Annotated in this window: 14 protein-coding genes; 1 reads left to right on the top strand and 13 read right to left on the bottom strand. The window is 53.6% G+C overall.

The window, feature by feature from the left end; translation table 11 throughout:
• Positions 1-49: 49 nt before the first annotated feature.
• From rnr to nnr, 13 genes are all read right to left on the bottom strand, one after another.
• On the bottom strand, positions 50-2,548 hold the full coding sequence (gene rnr / locus KWG64_RS13205; protein ID WP_218522147.1) for a ribonuclease R: 2,499 nt from the start codon (positions 2,546-2,548) through the stop codon (positions 50-52).
• 41 nt (positions 2,549-2,589) lie between these two features.
• Positions 2,590-3,015, bottom strand: a complete 426-nt coding sequence (gene nsrR, locus KWG64_RS13200; protein WP_165058831.1) for a nitric oxide-sensing transcriptional repressor NsrR — start codon at positions 3,013-3,015, stop codon at positions 2,590-2,592.
• Positions 3,016-3,243: 228 nt separating this feature from the next.
• Positions 3,244-4,542 (bottom strand): adenylosuccinate synthase, encoded by a 1,299-nt coding sequence (locus KWG64_RS13195; protein ID WP_101078282.1) that lies wholly within the window; start codon positions 4,540-4,542, stop codon positions 3,244-3,246.
• 144 nt (positions 4,543-4,686) lie between these two features.
• A complete protein-coding gene (locus tag KWG64_RS13190) occupies positions 4,687-4,887 on the bottom strand; it encodes a DUF2065 domain-containing protein (protein ID WP_101078281.1) in 201 nt (66 codons plus the stop codon).
• 94 nt (positions 4,888-4,981) lie between these two features.
• Positions 4,982-5,986, bottom strand: coding sequence for a protease modulator HflC (gene hflC, locus KWG64_RS13185; RefSeq protein WP_152325326.1), 1,005 nt, complete (start codon positions 5,984-5,986; stop codon positions 4,982-4,984).
• Between the two features lie 2 nt (positions 5,987-5,988).
• Complete coding sequence (gene hflK, locus KWG64_RS13180; RefSeq protein WP_195813573.1) at positions 5,989-7,281, bottom strand: FtsH protease activity modulator HflK; 1,293 nt, start codon at positions 7,279-7,281, stop codon at positions 5,989-5,991.
• 33 nt (positions 7,282-7,314) lie between these two features.
• Positions 7,315-8,619 carry a ribosome rescue GTPase HflX gene (gene hflX / locus KWG64_RS13175; RefSeq protein WP_195813572.1) on the bottom strand — a complete coding sequence of 435 codons (1,305 nt, stop codon included), beginning with the start codon at positions 8,617-8,619 and terminating at the stop codon, positions 7,315-7,317.
• Between the two features lie 98 nt (positions 8,620-8,717).
• Positions 8,718-9,029, bottom strand: coding sequence for an RNA chaperone Hfq (gene hfq, locus KWG64_RS13170; protein ID WP_104923534.1), 312 nt, complete (start codon positions 9,027-9,029; stop codon positions 8,718-8,720).
• A gap of 114 nt (positions 9,030-9,143) precedes the next feature.
• On the bottom strand, positions 9,144-10,085 hold the full coding sequence (gene miaA, locus KWG64_RS13165) for a tRNA (adenosine(37)-N6)-dimethylallyltransferase MiaA (RefSeq protein ID WP_195823960.1): 942 nt from the start codon (positions 10,083-10,085) through the stop codon (positions 9,144-9,146).
• On the bottom strand, positions 10,078-11,982 hold the full coding sequence (gene mutL, locus KWG64_RS13160; protein ID WP_218522146.1) for a DNA mismatch repair endonuclease MutL: 1,905 nt from the start codon (positions 11,980-11,982) through the stop codon (positions 10,078-10,080). Before mutL ends, miaA begins: the two co-directional genes overlap by 8 nt.
• A 34-nt stretch (positions 11,983-12,016) precedes the next feature.
• Positions 12,017-13,807: an N-acetylmuramoyl-L-alanine amidase AmiB gene (amiB, locus tag KWG64_RS13155; protein ID WP_218522145.1), complete on the bottom strand. Its 1,791-nt coding sequence runs from the start codon at positions 13,805-13,807 to the stop codon at positions 12,017-12,019.
• Between the two features lie 7 nt (positions 13,808-13,814).
• Positions 13,815-14,294 carry a tRNA (adenosine(37)-N6)-threonylcarbamoyltransferase complex ATPase subunit type 1 TsaE gene (gene tsaE, locus KWG64_RS13150; RefSeq protein WP_195813568.1) on the bottom strand — a complete coding sequence of 160 codons (480 nt, stop codon included), beginning with the start codon at positions 14,292-14,294 and terminating at the stop codon, positions 13,815-13,817.
• Entirely contained in the window at positions 14,291-15,817 is a 1,527-nt protein-coding gene (nnr, locus tag KWG64_RS13145) for a bifunctional ADP-dependent NAD(P)H-hydrate dehydratase/NAD(P)H-hydrate epimerase (RefSeq protein ID WP_218522144.1), read from the bottom strand. The genes tsaE and nnr overlap by 4 nt, the downstream gene beginning before the upstream one ends.
• On the opposite strand from nnr, the gene queG reads away from it, so the two are divergent.
• The gene (gene queG / locus KWG64_RS13140) at positions 15,816-16,973 is read left to right on the top strand and encodes a tRNA epoxyqueuosine(34) reductase QueG (protein ID WP_218522143.1); all 1,158 of its coding nucleotides are present in this window, start codon (positions 15,816-15,818) and stop codon (positions 16,971-16,973) included. The genes nnr and queG overlap by 2 nt on opposite strands.
• Positions 16,974-17,157 lie beyond the last annotated feature (184 nt).

The raw sequence follows: 17,157 nt of genomic DNA, 5'->3' as shown, positions 1-17,157 counted from the left end.
TTTAATAAGGTTACGGGCGATTCTACCATAGAAGAATCGCCGGGAAGGATTAGCTGTCAGTCGACTTTTTCTTCGCGCGCTTGGCTTTGGTGGCCGCTGCGATTTTCGCCGTTTTGTCAGAAGGCTTTTTGGCTTTCTTTGGTTTGCCGTCTTTGCCGACTGCACCAACAACCTTTTCTTTCTTCGGCTTGGCCGGTTTCGCGTCGTCTTTACGGAAAGCGCTGTCCGGCTCGAAGTTCACGTTTTTCTTGCCGGTACGGCGACGCCCTGCATTGGCAGGCGCAGTAGAACGCATGGAACGTTCGCCCCCTTTTTTCGCGCGATCGCGGGCTGTTTTACCTTCACCACGTGCTTTACGGGTGCTGGAAACCAGTGCGAAATCGATTTTGCGTTCATCCATATGCACGGCTTCAACGCGGATTTCTACCGTATCGCCCAGGCGGTAAACCGCGCCGGAAGATTCACCCACCAGGCGCTGCCCGATGTTGTCGTAACGGTAGTAGTCGTTGTCCAGCGAGGACACATGTACCAGACCGTCGATGAACAAATCGTTCAGGCGCACGAAGAAACCGAAGCCGGTAACGCTGGCGATAATACCGGTGAAGACTTCACCGACGTGATCCTGCATGAAGTCACATTTCAGCCAGTCAGCCACGTTACGGGTCGCTTCATCCGCACGGCGTTCTGCCATGGAACAATGCTCGCCGAGCTGCAACATGTCTTCGTAGTCGCTGTGCCAGCCGCCGGTTGGCGTCCAGCGGTCTTTCAGCGTGCCGTGCTCTTTCGCCAGCAGATATTTGATGGCGCGGTGTAAGGCCAGATCCGGATAACGACGGATTGGGGACGTAAAGTGCCCGTAGGACTGCAACGCCAGACCAAAGTGACCGCGGTTTTCCGGGTCATAAATCGCCTGTTTCATCGAACGCAGCAACATCGTTTGCAGCATTTCGCGGTCAGGACGATCCGCCAGTTCATCCATAATCTGAGCATAATCTTTCGGCTCAGGTTTCAGACCGCCGCCCATGACCAGACCCAGTTCACCCAGCACGCTTCGCAGCGCGGAAATATGGTCATCGCTTGGACGGTCATGAACACGGAACAATGCCGGTTCGTTATGTTTTTCAACAAAACGCGCCGCCGCGATGTTCGCGAGGATCATGCACTCTTCAATCAGTTTGTGCGCGTCGTTACGGACGGTCGGTTCGACACGTTCGATACGGCGCTCAGCGTTGAAGATGAATTTCGCTTCTTCCGTTTCAAAGGCGATACCACCGCGTTCTGCACGCGCCTGATCCAGCACTTTGTACATGGTGTGCAGTTCAAGCAGATGCTTAACCAGCGGGCTGTACTGCTCACGCAGCTCAGGATCGCCTTCTATGATGCGCCAGACTTTGTTGTACGTCAGACGCGCGTGGGAGCTCATCACTGCTTCGTAGAATTTAGAGCTGGTCAGTTTGCCCTGCGCGGAGATCGTCATCTCACAGACCATACACAGACGGTCAACCTGCGGGTTCAGGGAACACAGGCCGTTCGACAGGACTTCCGGCAGCATCGGGACAACCTGCGACGGGAAGTAAACAGATGTCGCGCGGCTGCGTGCTTCGTCGTCCAGCGCTGTGCCGTGGCGAACGTAATAACTCACGTCAGCGATAGCCACCCATAAGCGCCAGCCGCCACCGCGTTTTTTCTCGCAATATACGGCGTCATCAAAGTCGCGGGCGTCTTCACCATCGATAGTGACTAACGGCAGGCTGCGTAAATCGACGCGGCCTTTTTTAGCTTCTTCCGGAACCTGCTCACTCAGGTCTTCGACCTGTTTCAAAACCTGTGGCGGCCAGACGTGCGGGATTTCGTGAGTACGCAGCGCGATATCCACCGCCATGCTGGTGCCCATTTTATCGCCCAGCACTTCCACTATTTTGCCCACGGCTTTGGTACGGCGGGTCGGACGCTGTGTCAGCTCCACCACCACCATATAGCCCATGCGCGCGCCGTTAATGGCATCGGCCGGGATCAGAATATCGAAGCTCAGGCGGCTGTCGTCAGGTACGACAAAACCCGCACCCGCGTCGGTAAAGTAACGGCCGACAATCTGGCTGGTTTTCGGCACCAGAACGCGCACGATACGCGCTTCACGGCGGCCTTTACGGTCGGTGCCGACCGGTTGTGCAAGCACCACGTCGCCGTGGATGCACATTTTCATTTGTTCAGCAGAAAGGTATACGTCGTCTTTCTTAACGCCTTCAAGACGCAGGAAACCGTAGCCATCGCGATGGCCAATGACGGTCCCTTTCAGTAAGTCCAGACGTTCCGGCAGCGCGTAACACTGACGGCGGGTGAAGACGAGCTGTCCGTCACGCTCCATCGCGCGCAGACGACGGCGCAGGGCTTCCAGCGCCTCTTCTCCGGAAAGATTCAGCTCATTCCCAATCTCTTCCCGGCTGGCGGGCGTTTCACGTTTGGCGAGATGTTCAAGAATAAATTCACGGCTGGGAATAGGTGATTCGTATTTTTCTGCTTCTCGTTCCAGGAATGGATCTTGTGACATAGCGGTTCCTCCGTTGTCATCAGCAGTTTGTTGAAAGTCTTTCATTCAACAAGCAATAATTTGTAGAGCGTAGAGTTATCTTTGACCATATCGGCCAGAGTGTACTGATTCAGCTCATCAAGAAAATGTTCTACAGCAGTGTGCAGGACTTGTTTTAGCCGGCAAGCGGGCGTGATATGGCAAAAATCACTGTCACAATTAACCAGTGAAAGCGGCTCGAGTTCGCGAACCACATCGCCAATGCGGATTGTTTCCGCGGGTTTCCCCAGTTTAATGCCCCCGTTTTTTCCACGGACAGCGGTGACCAGGCCCGCACGGCTCAACTGATTAATTATTTTCACCATGTGGTTGCGCGATACACCATAAACTTCGGTGACCTGCGAAATGTTGGTCATCTGATCGCCTGGCAGGGATGCCATATAAATCAACGCTCTCAAACCATAATCAGTAAAACTCGTTAACTGCACACATACCTCTGGGTAGTTGTTTACCCGGTCTTTCCACGTCAGCAATGACAACAGGGTGAAGATGATTGTTTATTATGACACTTTGATGATAAACCAGCCGCGAACTTTGCAGCTAATCATTTAGATAGTGGATGCTTCGCGGGAAGTAAACAAGCGTGGACGGTCAGAAAAAAATAAACCGGGCAAATTTGCCCGGTTATGACGTTTTTACGCAATCAGCTCAGGCTGTTATGCGTCAAACGGGTCGCGCAGGATCATGGTTTCGCTACGATCCGGGCCAGTCGAAATGATATCAACCGGAACTTCAGTCAGCTCTTCGATACGTTTGATGTAGTTCAGTGCTGCTTGTGGCAGATTTTCGACTTCTTTCACGCCAAAGGTGGTTTCGCTCCAGCCTGGCATGATTTCGTAGATTGGCTCGATACCTTCCCAGCCTTCTGCTGCCAGCGGGGTGGTCGTCATTTCGCGGCCATCAGGCATGCGGTAGCCAACACACAGTTTCACTTCTTTCAGACCGTCCAGCACGTCCAGTTTGGTCAGACAGAAACCAGACAGGGAGTTGATCTGCACAGAACGACGTACGGCAACGATGTCCAGCCAGCCGCAACGACGGCTACGACCGGTGGTCGCACCAAATTCGTTACCTTGCTTACGCAGGAATTCGCCGGTTTCGTCGAACAGTTCAGTCGGGAACGGACCTGCACCCACGCGAGTGGAATAGGCTTTTACGATACCCAGAACGTAATCAACATAACGTGGACCAATACCAGAACCGGTAGCGACGCCGCCTGCTGTGGTGTTGGAAGACGTTACATACGGATAAGTCCCGTGGTCGATGTCCAGAAGCGTACCTTGTGCGCCTTCGAACATGATCAGATCGCCACGCTTACGCGCGCCATCCAGCAGCTCAGACACGTCAACAACCATAGCTGTCAGGATGTCGGCGATAGCCATGACATCATCCAACGTTTTCTGGAAATCAACGGCTTCTACTTTGTAGTAGTTGACCAGCTGGAAGTTATGATAATCGATGATTTCTTTCAGCTTGATAGCGAAAGTTTCTTTGTTGAAGAGATCGCCAACGCGCAGACCGCGACGGGCAACTTTATCTTCATAAGCCGGGCCGATGCCGCGACCGGTGGTGCCGATAGCTTTATCGCCACGCGCTTTTTCGCGCGCCATGTCCAGTGCGACATGGTAAGGCAGGATCAGCGGGCAAGCTTCAGAGAGTAACAGACGTTCGCGTACAGGGATGCCACGAGCTTCAAGTTCGCCCATTTCTTTCATTAAAGCGTCAGGTGCCAGAACAACACCGTTGCCGATGATGCTGATCACGTTCTCACGCAGAATGCCAGACGGAATTAAATGAAGAACGGTTTTTTCACCGTTGATAACCAGAGTGTGACCGGCGTTGTGACCGCCCTGATAGCGCACAACATATTTAGCCCGTTCAGTAAGCAGGTCTACGACCTTGCCTTTCCCTTCATCACCCCATTGTGTGCCGAGTACGACGACGTTCTTACCCATCTCAAGAATCACCAGGTTGCTTAAAAAAGGATTCTAACATCTCATTCTGTGCTTTCCAGTACTTTTAGCACACGTTTGCGGGAAAAATTTTAATTGCGTGCTACCGGTCTCAGCAGGACGTGACACGCTGAACGTAACAAAACCTCAACCACCCAGACGACCACGCAACATGTAGTAAATTACGAAGCCTGCGACCACAAGACCCCCGCCAAAACGACGTAAAACGGAGTCCGGAAGATTCGCCAGTGTGAGGATCATTTTTCTCCACGATTTTGGATAAAGCATCGGCCCCAGGCCTTCCAGAACCAAAACTAAGGCCAGCGCCAGCCAGATTGTCGAATTCATGGTGAATGTGTCTCAGTGATTCCCTTCAACAGGAAAAGGAGTTTCAGAAATGACAAAAGGCCCGCGAAGGGCCTTTTGGAAATTGCATCAGCAATTATTTGTTTCTTAGCTGGTCAGGTGACTTCATGAAGCGGAAGAAGTCGCTGTCAGGGCTTAACACCATGACATCGTTACCGCTCTTGAAGCTGGCCTCATAAGCACGCAGGCTACGAATGAATGCGTAGAAGTCCGGATCCTGGCTGAATGCATCAGCAAACAGTTTCGCCGCTTCAGCATCGCCTTCACCGCGTGTGATACGGGCAGTACGTTCTGCTTCAGCCACTGTACGGGTTCTTTCGTAATCCGCCGCTGCCTGAATCTTAGTCGCCTCTTCTTTACCCTGAGAGATGTGGCGCAATGCCACCGCATTACGCTCAGCGCGCATACGGTCGAAAATCGCGCTGGACACTTCTTCCGGCAAGTTGATTTGTTTCAGACGAACGTCAACCACTTCAATACCCAGCGCCGCCATGCTGTTCGGGTTCACCGCAGGCTGTTTGCCCTTGGTTTCCTGCTCAACACGTTTCGCCGCAGACGCAATAGCATCATCAGCTTCGGTCGTCGCTTCCGGCTCATCACCTGCGCTACCTGTGTTCAGCGCGTCACGCACATCCAGCGTCAGACGACCGCGGGAATCGGTCACGATGTCTTTCACATCCAGACGACCAATTTCAGAACGCAGACGGTCACTGAATTTACGTTTCAGCAGAACTTCGGCCTGAGAGACGTCGCCGCCGCCCGTTGCCAGATAGTAACGGCTGAAATCGCTGATACGCCATTTCAGATAAGAATCGACGATCAGGTCTTTCTTCTCGCTGGTCACGAAACGGTCAGCCTGGTTGTCCATGGTCTGGATACGCGCGTCGAGCATTTTGATGGATTCCACAAACGGAACCTTGAAATGCAGACCCGGCGCATACACCAGAGGCTTGTTATCGCTGTCGCGCAGAACTTTACCGAAGCGCAGAACGATACCGCGCTGACCTTCCTGAACCACAAACAGTGAAGCATAAAGCGCCACCAGCACCACAACGACGATAAGTAAAAATGACTTACGCATTGTTATTCTCTCCCTACGCGAAGTGTATCGTCACGCTGTGCATTAGCACGACGCTGGTCCATGACACTGCCAGACGAACGGGAACTGCTGTTATCGGCACTGCTTTTGCCATTACTGCTGGTCAAACCCGGCACAGAAGGTAACAAACCTGTGTCATCATTTTTGCTGGTGTCGTTTGCTGCCGCGTTATTTCCGCGCAGCATCTGATCCAGTGGCAATACCATCAGGTTATTTCCTTTATCACTCACCAGAACTTTACGGGTGTGACTGAGGACTTTTTCCATGGTTTCGATATAAAGACGCTCACGGGTAATTTCCGGTGCGGCTTTATATTCTGGTAACAGTTTGGAGAACCGGGCCACTTCACCCTGCGCTTCCAGAACGGTACGGTCTTTATACGCTTTCGCGTCTTCCAGTAAGCGCTGTGCTTCACCGTTTGCCAGAGGCTGGATCTGGTTCGCGTAAGCTTCTGCTTCACGAATAGACTGTTGCTCTCTTTCACGGGCGGCAATCGCGTTATCGAAGGAAGCTTTCACTTCTTCCGGCGGACGCGCGGTCTGGAAGTTGACGTCCTGAATAGTGATACCCATTTTGTACGGACGAATGGTTTCTTCCAGTACACGCTGGGTGTCGCTACGCACGGTTGTACGGCCTTCAGTCAGGATTTTGTCCATCGTGTATTTGCCGATAACGCCGCGCAATGCGCTGTCTGTTGCCTGGCTCAGGCTGTCGTCAGGGTTAGCGACGCTGAACAGGTAAGCTTCAGGATTGGTCACGCGATACTGCACGTTCATTTCAACGCGTACCACGTTCTCATCAGACGTCAGCATCACACCAGACGCGGCCAGTTCACGTACCGATTCGACGTTCACTGCGCGAACCTGATCGATGAAGGTCGGTTTCCAGTTCAGGCCAGGCTCAACCAGATGGCTGAACTTACCAAAACGGGTGACCACGCCACGCTCCGCTTCTTTAATGGTATAGAAGCCCGTCGCCGCCCAAATCACAACCACCGCGGCAACCGCGATGCCCGCAATCCGGGTGCCACTCATTCCGTGACCAGAACCGGTTGGCGCGCCATTGTTGTTATTGTTGTTGCCTGAACCTTTTCCGCCGAATCCACCCAGCTTTTTGCTGAGTTTACGGAAGATATCGTCCAGGTCAGGTGGCCCCTGATTGCGGCCGCCTTTGTTGTCATTATTTCCACCAGAATTTCCACCAGAGTTGCCGCTATTATTGCTGCTGCCCCAGGGGTCGCGGTCCTGTCCGTTATTACCGGGCTGATTCCACGCCATGTTATAGCTCCATTATTCTATGATTGGTGTTCTTCAGGCCAAATCAGACAGGCTCTGGTTGCGGACATAGCTGGCCAGTTCCTGCTCTTGTTTGCAGAGGCGACGCCAGTCAACAATGGGCATTCGCACCATCAGACCGATACTGCCATCCTCTTCAATCCATTCTTTTTCAATGGCCTGAAGCTGGTAAAAACGGCTACGAAGGCGGCCAGCTTCCGGCGGCAGGCACAATTCATGCTGCGCAATTTCGCCAGATAACCGCTCCGTTAACGCCTGAAAGAGCAACGGAATACCTTCACCTGTCACGGCTGAGAGCCAGACCCTGACCGGCAAATTCTCCTCGTTGCGATCGATACGCGGGACAAAATCATCCAGCATATCTATTTTGTTCATCACTAACAGCGCAGGAATTTCATCTGCTTCAATCTCTGCCAGCACCGTATTCACCGCGTCAATATTTTCTTGAACCCGGATGTCCGCTGCATCAATCACATGTAATAACAGAGATGCCTGTCGGGTTTCCTGCAACGTTGCCTTAAAGGCGGCAACTAAATCATGGGGCAGGTGACGAATAAACCCTACGGTGTCCGCCAAAACTGTTTCCCCGACATCTGCCACCATAATGCGGCGCAGCGTAGGATCCAGCGTAGCAAACAACTGATTGGCCACGTAAACATCGGCCTGAGTGATACGGTTAAAGAGTGTAGATTTTCCGGCGTTGGTATACCCCACCAAAGACACCGTCGGAATATCCGCACGAACGCGCGAACGGCGACCTTGTTCACGCTGCTTAGCCACTTTTTCAAGACGGCTGAGAATTAGAGTAATCCGGTCCCGCAGTAAACGGCGGTCCGTTTCGAGCTGGGTTTCACCCGGGCCACGTGCACCAATGCCGCCGCCCTGACGCTCAAGGTGTGTCCAGCCGCGAACCAGTCGGGTAGCAATGTGGCGTAATTGCGCCAGTTCTACTTGTAACTTACCTTCGTGAGTTCGTGCCCGCTGGGCAAAAATATCTAAAATCAAACCGGTGCGGTCGACAACGCGACATTCGCATAAGGCTTCCAGGTTTCGTTCCTGGCCGGGGGACAAAGCGTGATCGAACAGGATGACAGAAGCGCCCGTTGCTTTGACGGCATCTGCGATTTCTTGGGCCTTTCCTTCACCGACAAAGTATTTAGGGTGCGGTGCCTTGCGGCTCCCGGTGACGACTTGCAACGCCTCTACACCTGCAGAAGATACCAGCGATTCAAATTCGCTCAGGTCTTCCGTGTCTTTGTCTTGCGAGAAATAGATATGAACCAGTACGGCCTGCTCACCGGCTTCATAACGGTCAAACAAGCTTGCGACCTCTCATTTGGGAAAAATTCGCCAGCCGGGGGTGCATAAGCATAATCGGAATACTTATGAACCCCTTCGTGGTTGACCAACGTTGCGCTTTATTCAGCGTCATCGTTTTCCTGCTGCGGCTGCTGCGCAGACGGAGTGCTACCATGGTGATAATTGCTGCTGGTGCTGCCCGTACCTGGATTATTGCTATGATGTGACACCGGGCGGGAAGGCACTACGGTGGAGATAGCGTGTTTATACACCATCTGGCTTACCGTATTTTTTAACAGAATGACAAACTGGTCAAAAGACTCAATCTGGCCTTGCAGCTTAATACCATTCACCAAGTAAATAGAAACCGGAACACGTTCACGACGCAATGCGTTCAGGAACGGATCTTGCAAAGATTGCCCCTTAGCCATTCTATCTTTTCCTTATTAGTTTGTTGTTTGTAACTTTGAGCCTATCGGCTCGAAAATAAATCACATAAAAAATTTGCGCGCTGAGTACTCATCAATTGTACACAATCACCCAACCTATGCACTAACAACCTGAATTACACGGTTTAAGGCCTCTTCTGGCTTCTCAGAATCAAGCCATTGGACTCCCTCCCAACCCCGCAACCAGGTCATCTGACGCTTGGCCAGCTGTCGTGTCGCGCAAACACCACGATAAACCATTTCATCGTAATCGAATTCACCGGACAAATATGACCACATCTGGCGGTATCCGACGCAACGAATGGAAGGCAAATCCGTATGCAAATCGCCCCGAGCTATCAGCGTTCTGACTTCGTCTTCAAAACCATTGGACAACATCTGACTAAAACGTTCCTCGATCCGCGCATGTAATGTTTCACGGCGGGTCGGGGCAATCGCAAACTGATGAACGTGATAAGGCAACGTTTCACCCGAAATTTTAGTCAGTTCCGTTAAAGTTTTACCCGAAATATAAAAAACTTCCAGTGCTCTGGACAGTCTCTGCGGATCATTCGGATGAATTCGCATAGCCGCGACGGGATCAATCTCGCTCAGCTGGCTATGAAGCGCTTCCCAACCCTGCTCTGCGGCCTGTTTTTCAATGTGCTCGCGCACAGCCGGATCGGCGGGCGGCAACGGTGAAAGTCCTTCGAGCAATGCCTTGAAATAAAGCATAGTCCCACCCACCAATAACGGGATCTTATTGCGTGAGGTTATTTCTGCCATTTCGCGTAAAGCATCCGCACGAAAGTCAGCGGCAGAATACGCGCGGGTCGGGTCAAGAATATCAATCAGACGATGTGGTGCTTGCGCCAGTTCTTCCGCCGTCGGTTTCGCGGTGCCGATGTCCATTCCACGGTAGATCAGTGCGGAATCCACACTGATTAACTCAACGGGCAGATGTTTCATCAGCGACATCGCCAGTGCAGTTTTACCGGATGCGGTCGGCCCCATAATAAAGATCGCCGGGGGAGCGGAGTGTTTTTCAGAATCAGTCATGCTTAAAAGCCGCCAGCGCGGACTGTAAATCAAGAGGTTGCAGAAGTCCGGAAGGAGGCGCTTTAACCAAATGTGGGCAAAGTCGCTCAACGTCCGTGAGTAATTGTATGGCTTGTGAAACCGACCAGACCTCGTGCTCGCAGCCACAGTGGCGGGCAAACCACATAGCTACCGCATCAGAAGTCACCTCCTGCTGAACAGCAAGGTAACCTAACAGATCAGGTATCAACTTTTGTAAATTTTGTTGGCGTAATGGTAAAGGTACCGCGCGAACCGTCACACGCTGTGACTCGCTGAGCATTTCTAAACCAAAATGCTGTAATAACGTCTGAAATCGCGCCAGCACGGCGATTTCTTCTTTACTCACCGTCAGCTTCAGCGGGATCAGCAAAGGCTGCGGACGAAGCCCTTCTTCCGGCGGTGTCAGCTGTGCCCACTTCAGCCAGCGATCGGCCACCGGCAGCGATAAAAGCACCAACTGCTTTCCGCGTTCCAGCAACGCATATTCCGCCGAACAGACCGTCAGTACGCGCCCGAAACTCTGGCTGTGCGCTTCAAGCGCCGGTTCAGCCAGTGTACGGGCGGTGGATGGTGCAGGCTTAGCGGCCTGTGCCACAGCCGGAGCCGGTTCCTGTAAAGAGAAATCCCCGGCTGCGGGCTGCAAAAGCTGCTGATAGGGCTTTGCTTCACTGCGGTTGTATGCCGGTTCAGAACTCCGGAATACTGGTTCGCGCGGCGCGCTGCTTCGGGCAGTTTCAGGAAACACATTTTCCCGCACGGGCTGAGCCGGTTTTTTATCTGCGGGCTGTGAGAAATGATTTCCCCCTGCCGCCTGCCGGTTTTCCGGCTGCCAGCGCGGCGTTTCTCCCTGCAACTCCGCTTCTTCAAGCACCGGATTGCCTGCCTGTTGCAAAACAGACATCACGGCCTGATAGATGAAATCATGAACCAGCCGCGACTGATGGAAACGCACTTCGTGTTTCGCCGGATGCACGTTGACATCCACCTGATGCGGATCGACATCCAGATACAACACATACGCAGGCTGCTGGTCGTCTTTTAACTGATCCTGATACGCCTGGCGGATCGCATGATTAATCAGACGATCTTTCATCATGCGGTTATTCACGTAGCAATATTGCATGTCAGTCAGGCTGCGCGAACCCGCGGGGTCAGCTACCCAGCCGCGGATCGCCAGATCGCCATGGCTCCATTCAACTTCCAGCGCATGTTCAACGAACGTCGGGCTGCAAATACTGGCCAGACGGCGGGAAGACTGCGACGGATCTTTCACGGCGCGGTACTGCCGGATCAGTTTGCCGTTATGGCTGAGATTGACGGAAACGTCAAAGCGCGCCAGCGCAATGCGACGGACGACTTCATCAATATGGGTAAATTCGGTCTTTTCGGTGCGCATAAATTTGCGCCGGGCTGGCGTGTTGTAAAACAGATCCAGCACTTCAACGGTAGAACCCTGCGGATGCGCGGCCGGTTTGACGGTTACTGCCATGTCGCGGCCTTCGGCGTACGCCTGCCAGGCTTCCTGTTGTTCTGCGGTGCGTGAAGTCAGGATCAGGCGCGATACCGAGCTGATACTGGCCAGCGCTTCGCCACGAAAACCGAGGCTGAGAATGGCCTCCAGATCATCGAGGCAGGTAATTTTACTGGTGGCGTGTCGTGCCAGCGCAAGAGCCAGATCGTCTTTACCAATCCCGCAGCCGTTATCACGAATACGGATGAGCTTGGCGCCGCCACGATCGATATCAATATCGATGCGCGTCGCACCGGCATCCAGACTGTTTTCCACCAGTTCTTTCACCACGGAAGCCGGTCTTTCGACAACTTCACCGGCCGCTATCTGATTAGCAAGCTGCGGCGGCAATACCTTGATCGGCATATCGGCTCCTGTGGCTGGCGTCTATAAACCGCCGTTATGACTGTGGAATCGTTAAGGTTTGGCCGAGCTGCACCTCGCCAGACTTCATGTGATTCGCCGTTTTGATGTCATTCATGCTGACACCGTATTTGCTCGCTATCGCGGAAAGCGTGTCACCGCGTTTCACCGTATGTTTCGCCGGTTTCTTCGTTGCTTTGGCCGTCGTGGCAGAAGCGTGCGATGAAGATGATGCTGTAGAAGTGCGGGTGCCAGCCGGTACTTTCAATCTCTGGCCGACCCAGACGCCATCTTTTTTCAATTTATTCAGGTCACGCAGCGCCGCGTTGGTCGTTCCGTAGCTACTGGCAATGCCGGTCAGCGTCTCACCACGGGTGACCTTATGGATTTGCGTTGCCCCGCCGGAAGCCGCAGTGGCTTCAATCGGGCCGGGCTGACTGACGGAAGAACTGGCTGATGTATCGCTTCCCGCTGCGCTATCACTTGCCGCCGATGCTGATGCCAGCAGCGGACGGTTTTCGACCTTTGGGCCGTTTTGTATCGGATGCGACTGGAAATAATTACGCAGGCCAATGTGAATGGCTCGTGCAATTTTATCCTGGTACGCGCTGCTGCCCAGCAGCCGCTCCTCGGTTGAGTTACTGATAAAGCCGGTTTCTACCAGCAGAGACGGGATATCCGGAGAACGGAGTACGCCTAAACTGGCGTGTTCCGGTTTGGCTTTGTGCAGCGAGCCGACCGAGCGAAGTTCCCGTAAAACACGGGTCGCCACGTCATAACCCACGCGCTGGGAATGGCCGAACTGTAAATCCAGAACCGCCTGGCTCAGGTAAGGGTCAGACGCGGTATTCGCCAGCACATCGCCTGCACCGCCGAGCAATTCTGATTGTTTCTCATGTTGCTCCAGCCAGTTACCCATTTCGCTGTTCGCGCGACGGTTGGACAGAACCCACACCGACGCCCCGCGCGCACTACGGCTTGGCGCCGCATCGGCGTGAATGGAGACCAGAACGTTGGCGTTTTTCTTGCGCGCCACATCAGAACGTCCCATGACGGAAATGAAATAGTCACCGTCGCGGGTCAGCACGGGTTTGAACATCGGGTCGGCATTGAGCAATGTCTGAAGCTTACGGGCAATGGCGATAGTGACATTTTTTTCTTTCAGACCGCCGCCGCCAATAGCGCCCGGATCCTGCCCGCCGTGACCGGCGTCGATCGCGACAATGATTTTACTGTCGCTGGTAGAAACAGTGGAAGAACGTGAGTTGTCCGGCGCGACGGTGGTAGCGACAACTTTCGTCTGATCATTGGTAAACGGATTCGATTTTTGAGAGGCGGCTGGCGTGGCGGTGGCATTCGGCGACGGCGTATTGGTGACCGTGGAAACCGGCGCATTGCGGCGCGGCGCGGCCGATGCATTCATGGTCAGCACAACGGTGTACAGGCTGCCGTCTTTTTGTTTCGTCGCGTTGGTTCTGACTTTCTGATTCAGTTCAAAAACCAGACGCTGGCTTTGCGCATTCGGCGGCGTACTCGCGCGCACGCGGGTCACCAGATTCTGGCCGTTAAAGGTCAGCGGCAACCCTTTCATCACGCCATCCTGACGGATATCCATGACAACGCGTTCGGGGTTATGCAGCGGAAAAAAAGAATAATCCGGCGAGCCGTCAAAGGTAATCGTCACCGTCGACTGCGTTGCGCCATTGGAAACGTTGATGTTCTTCATACCGGCCGCTAACGCTGCGGACGGAATCAAAACAACAAAAAGCATCAGCGCCGACAAAAGCATCGCCGCCGAATGGAAAAGAGAGGTGAAGCGTGAGTTCATCGCGCGGTCATCCTTGCTGTTGAACACGATGCAATAACGTAACACCGGCTTCCGACACTGCGACCAGTTTCGCCGTGCGCGCCAGAGGCTGCTCTTGCGACGAGTAATCCAGCGTCAGTTCAATATCCGGCTCGGGTAAAACACCTGCGCCTTTCTGCGGCCATTCCACCAGACAAATGGAATCCTGCGCGAAATAATCGCGGATCCCCATAAATTCCAGTTCTTCCGGATCCGCAAGGCGATATAAATCAAAATGATAAACAGCAATATTGTCCAGCTGATAAGGCTCAACCAGCGTGTAGGTCGGGCTTTTCACGTTGCCCTGATGCCCTAATGCCTGAAGAAAACCCCGGCTAAAGGTCGTTTTACCGGCGCCCAGATCACCATAAAGATGGATAACCGCAGAGCCTTCGCAGGCTTTCGCCAGAGAAGCACCTAATTGCAGCGTCGCTGCTTCGTCGGGTAAAGAGATATTAAGTTGATTCATTCAGATATCTGTTTCTTCAGGTCTGGATTAACTAACGGGGGAATCACCGCTAAAAGATCAGTCGCCAGCATACCGCGCGTTCCCTGCCGGTGGGCGATTTCGTCCGCAGCCGCGCCATGAACCACTGTGCCCGCGCAGGCCGCATCATATACTTCGAGTTTTTGAGCCAGTAATCCGCCGATAATACCAGAAAGTACGTCGCCCATGCCGCCCGATGCCATTCCGGCATTACCGACGTCGGCAACGGCGAGCTCGCCGCGTTCACTGGCAATCAGCGTGCCTGCACCTTTCAGGACGATCACACCGCCGTAGCGTTCAGTGAGTTTTCTGGCTGAAAGTAAGCGATCACTCTCAATCTCCTCCACACTGCACCCGAGTAAACGAGCTGCTTCGCCGGGATGCGGTGTCAGTACGCGATTTTGCCGTTTCCCGGGATTGATTGCCAGCAGGTTAAGCGCATCGGCGTCCCATAAGGCCGGTTTATCCGATTTTTCAGCTTGTTCTACCGCCTGCCTGCCCCAGTCGCGTTGTCCGAGCCCCGGACCGATGACCAGAACGTCTGCCCATTTCAGGCCTTCTTCCAGTGATTTCGCCGTGAGTTCCTGCACCATCAGTTCAGGTCTTGCCGTCAGCAATGGCCCGGCGTTTTCAATGTGAGTAAGTACTCGCACCAGACCTGCACCGCTTCGCAGCGCGGCTTCAGACGCCATGCGGATAGCGCCGGCAAATCCCGTGTCGCCGCCAACCACCAGCAAACGTCCATGATCGCCTTTGTGCGAACAGGGGCGACGCGGAGGCAACCATTGCGCCAGCTGCGTTGTGTCCAGCCGTTGCAGGTGCGGAAGATGTCCGCCCAGCCAGCTTTGCAGCCCGAGCGGATCGCAATGCAATTTCCCGACGTAATCTCGCGCCTGGCCAGTCAGTAAGCCGGGTTTCAGGGCAATAAAGCTGAGCGTGTGCGTGGCGTGAACCGCCTGACCGGGAACCTGCCCGGTTTGGGCATCCAGACCCGAAGGGATATCTAAAGAAAGAACCGGAACCGGCGTCGCGTTAATGTTTTCGATGAGCCCGTCGTAAGGCGCGCGCGGTGCAGACGTCAGGCCGGTGCCCAGCAAACCATCGATAATGAGATCAATATCCTGCGGCCATTGCGTTTCAGCAGCGCCAATTTCTCCGCCCGCTTTCTCCCAGCCCAGGCGCGCTGATTCTGCTTCATCAGGCAGCGGCTTGTGGCTGTCGACCGCCAGTAGCGTCACCCGAATTCCGGCCAGCTTAGCCAGACGGGCAACTTCATAACCATCGCCGCCATTATTGCCATGCCCGCAAAATATCAGCCAGTGACGCGCGTCAGGAAACTTGTGCTGAGCCAGCAAAAAAGCGGCTTTGGCCGCACGCTGCATCAGGGTAAACAGAGAAATCCCTGTTTCCTGCGCCGCCTGGCGCTCCGCTTTTCGCAGCCAGTCAGCAGAAAACACGGAATGTGGTAAACTCGCCTCGTTTCGTTTTTCACGTTGGTTCGTCATGACACTCCCTCTCGATCTCGTTCAACTGGCTCAACATATCAAGCAATGGGGCCAATCGCTAGGCTTCCAGCAGGTCGGCATCTGCGATACAGACTTATCCGCAGAAGAGCCCAAACTCCAGGACTGGCTTGATAAACAATATCATGGCGAGATGGAATGGATGGCGCGCCACGGCATGTTACGCGCACGCCCTCATGAGCTTTTGCCCGGCACATTGCGGGTGATCAGCGTGCGCATGAACTATTTGCCCGCCAAAGCCGCTTTCGCCAAAACCCTGAATAATCCGCAGCTCGGCTATGTCAGCCGGTATGCGCTTGGGCGCGACTATCACAAAGTGTTGCGCCAGCGGCTGAAAAAGCTCGGCGATATGATTCAGGCGTATTGCACCGAACAGCAGCCCGATCACACCGTCACGTTCCGGCCATTTGTCGACTCAGCGCCCGTTATGGAACGTCCCCTTGCAGCTAAAGCAGGCCTTGGCTGGGTTGGTAAACACTCACTCATCCTTAACCGGGGATCCGGCTCCTGGTTCTTTCTCGGCGAACTGCTGATTGATCTGCCGTTGCCGGTTGATCAGCCACAGGAAGAAAAGTGCGGCAAATGCGTGGCCTGCATCACCACCTGCCCGACCGGTGCCATTGTCGCGCCTTACACCGTCGATGCACGTCGCTGCATTTCTTACCTGACGATTGAGCTGGAAGGCGCGATACCGGAAGAATTCCGGCCCATGATGGGTAACCGCATCTATGGCTGTGACGATTGCCAGCTGATTTGTCCGTGGAACCGTTATTCACAACTGACGGATGAAGAGGATTTCAGCCCGCGCGCCGCATTGCATTCGCCGGAGCTGATCGCGCTGTTTGGCTGGACGGAAGAAAAGTTTCTGCGCATCACCGAAGGCTCGCCAATCCGCCGCATCGGTCATTTGCGCTGGCTGCGTAATATTTCGGTGGCGCTGGGCAATGCGCCCTGGTCGGAAGAAGTGCTGAATGCGCTGAATTCACGCGCAGGCGAAAATCCGCTGCTGGATGAACATATTGAATGGGCAATCCGGCAACAAACCGAAAGAAGAAATGAACATCGTATTGAAGTGCAAACTTCGCAGCAGAAACGGCTGATCCGCGCTGTTGAAAAAGGTTTGCCGAGGGATGCATAACAAATCCCAAATCACATTACTAGAAAAGCTATATTTTCTGTGCATAAAAATAAAAATGCTTTGCCAATCAATTGCAAAAAAAAGAGCAAGTGATCGTCATAACGTTTTGTTATAAATTTATTTTCAATAAAATCAAACAATTATGAATTGGCAATATGTGCAGTGCAAAAAACGGACAGTGTAA

The organism is Rahnella sp. PD12R, assembly GCF_019200965.1.
Lineage (GTDB): Bacteria > Pseudomonadota > Gammaproteobacteria > Enterobacterales > Enterobacteriaceae > Rahnella > Rahnella laticis.
This window is presented reverse-complemented; position numbering and strand designations above follow the sequence as displayed.

What these genes read in the sequence shown, in the direction of transcription:
- rnr (WP_218522147.1), bottom strand. Translation starts at nt 2,548, where the DNA reads ATGTCACAAGATCCATTCCTGGAACGAGAAGCAGAAAAATACGAATCA.
- KWG64_RS13195 (WP_101078282.1), bottom strand. Translation starts at nt 4,542, where the DNA reads ATGGGTAAGAACGTCGTCGTACTCGGCACACAATGGGGTGATGAAGGG.
- KWG64_RS13190 (WP_101078281.1), bottom strand. Translation starts at nt 4,887, where the DNA reads ATGAATTCGACAATCTGGCTGGCGCTGGCCTTAGTTTTGGTTCTGGAA.
- hflC (WP_152325326.1), bottom strand. Translation starts at nt 5,986, where the DNA reads ATGCGTAAGTCATTTTTACTTATCGTCGTTGTGGTGCTGGTGGCGCTT.
- hflK (WP_195813573.1), bottom strand. Translation starts at nt 7,281, where the DNA reads ATGGCGTGGAATCAGCCCGGTAATAACGGACAGGACCGCGACCCCTGG.
- hfq (WP_104923534.1), bottom strand. Translation starts at nt 9,029, where the DNA reads ATGGCTAAGGGGCAATCTTTGCAAGATCCGTTCCTGAACGCATTGCGT.
- miaA (WP_195823960.1), bottom strand. Translation starts at nt 10,085, where the DNA reads ATGACTGATTCTGAAAAACACTCCGCTCCCCCGGCGATCTTTATTATG.
- mutL (WP_218522146.1), bottom strand. Translation starts at nt 11,982, where the DNA reads ATGCCGATCAAGGTATTGCCGCCGCAGCTTGCTAATCAGATAGCGGCC.
- amiB (WP_218522145.1), bottom strand. Translation starts at nt 13,807, where the DNA reads ATGAACTCACGCTTCACCTCTCTTTTCCATTCGGCGGCGATGCTTTTG.
- tsaE (WP_195813568.1), bottom strand. Translation starts at nt 14,294, where the DNA reads ATGAATCAACTTAATATCTCTTTACCCGACGAAGCAGCGACGCTGCAA.
- queG (WP_218522143.1), top strand. Translation starts at nt 15,816, where the DNA reads ATGACACTCCCTCTCGATCTCGTTCAACTGGCTCAACATATCAAGCAA.
- nnr (WP_218522144.1), bottom strand. Translation starts at nt 15,817, where the DNA reads ATGACGAACCAACGTGAAAAACGAAACGAGGCGAGTTTACCACATTCC.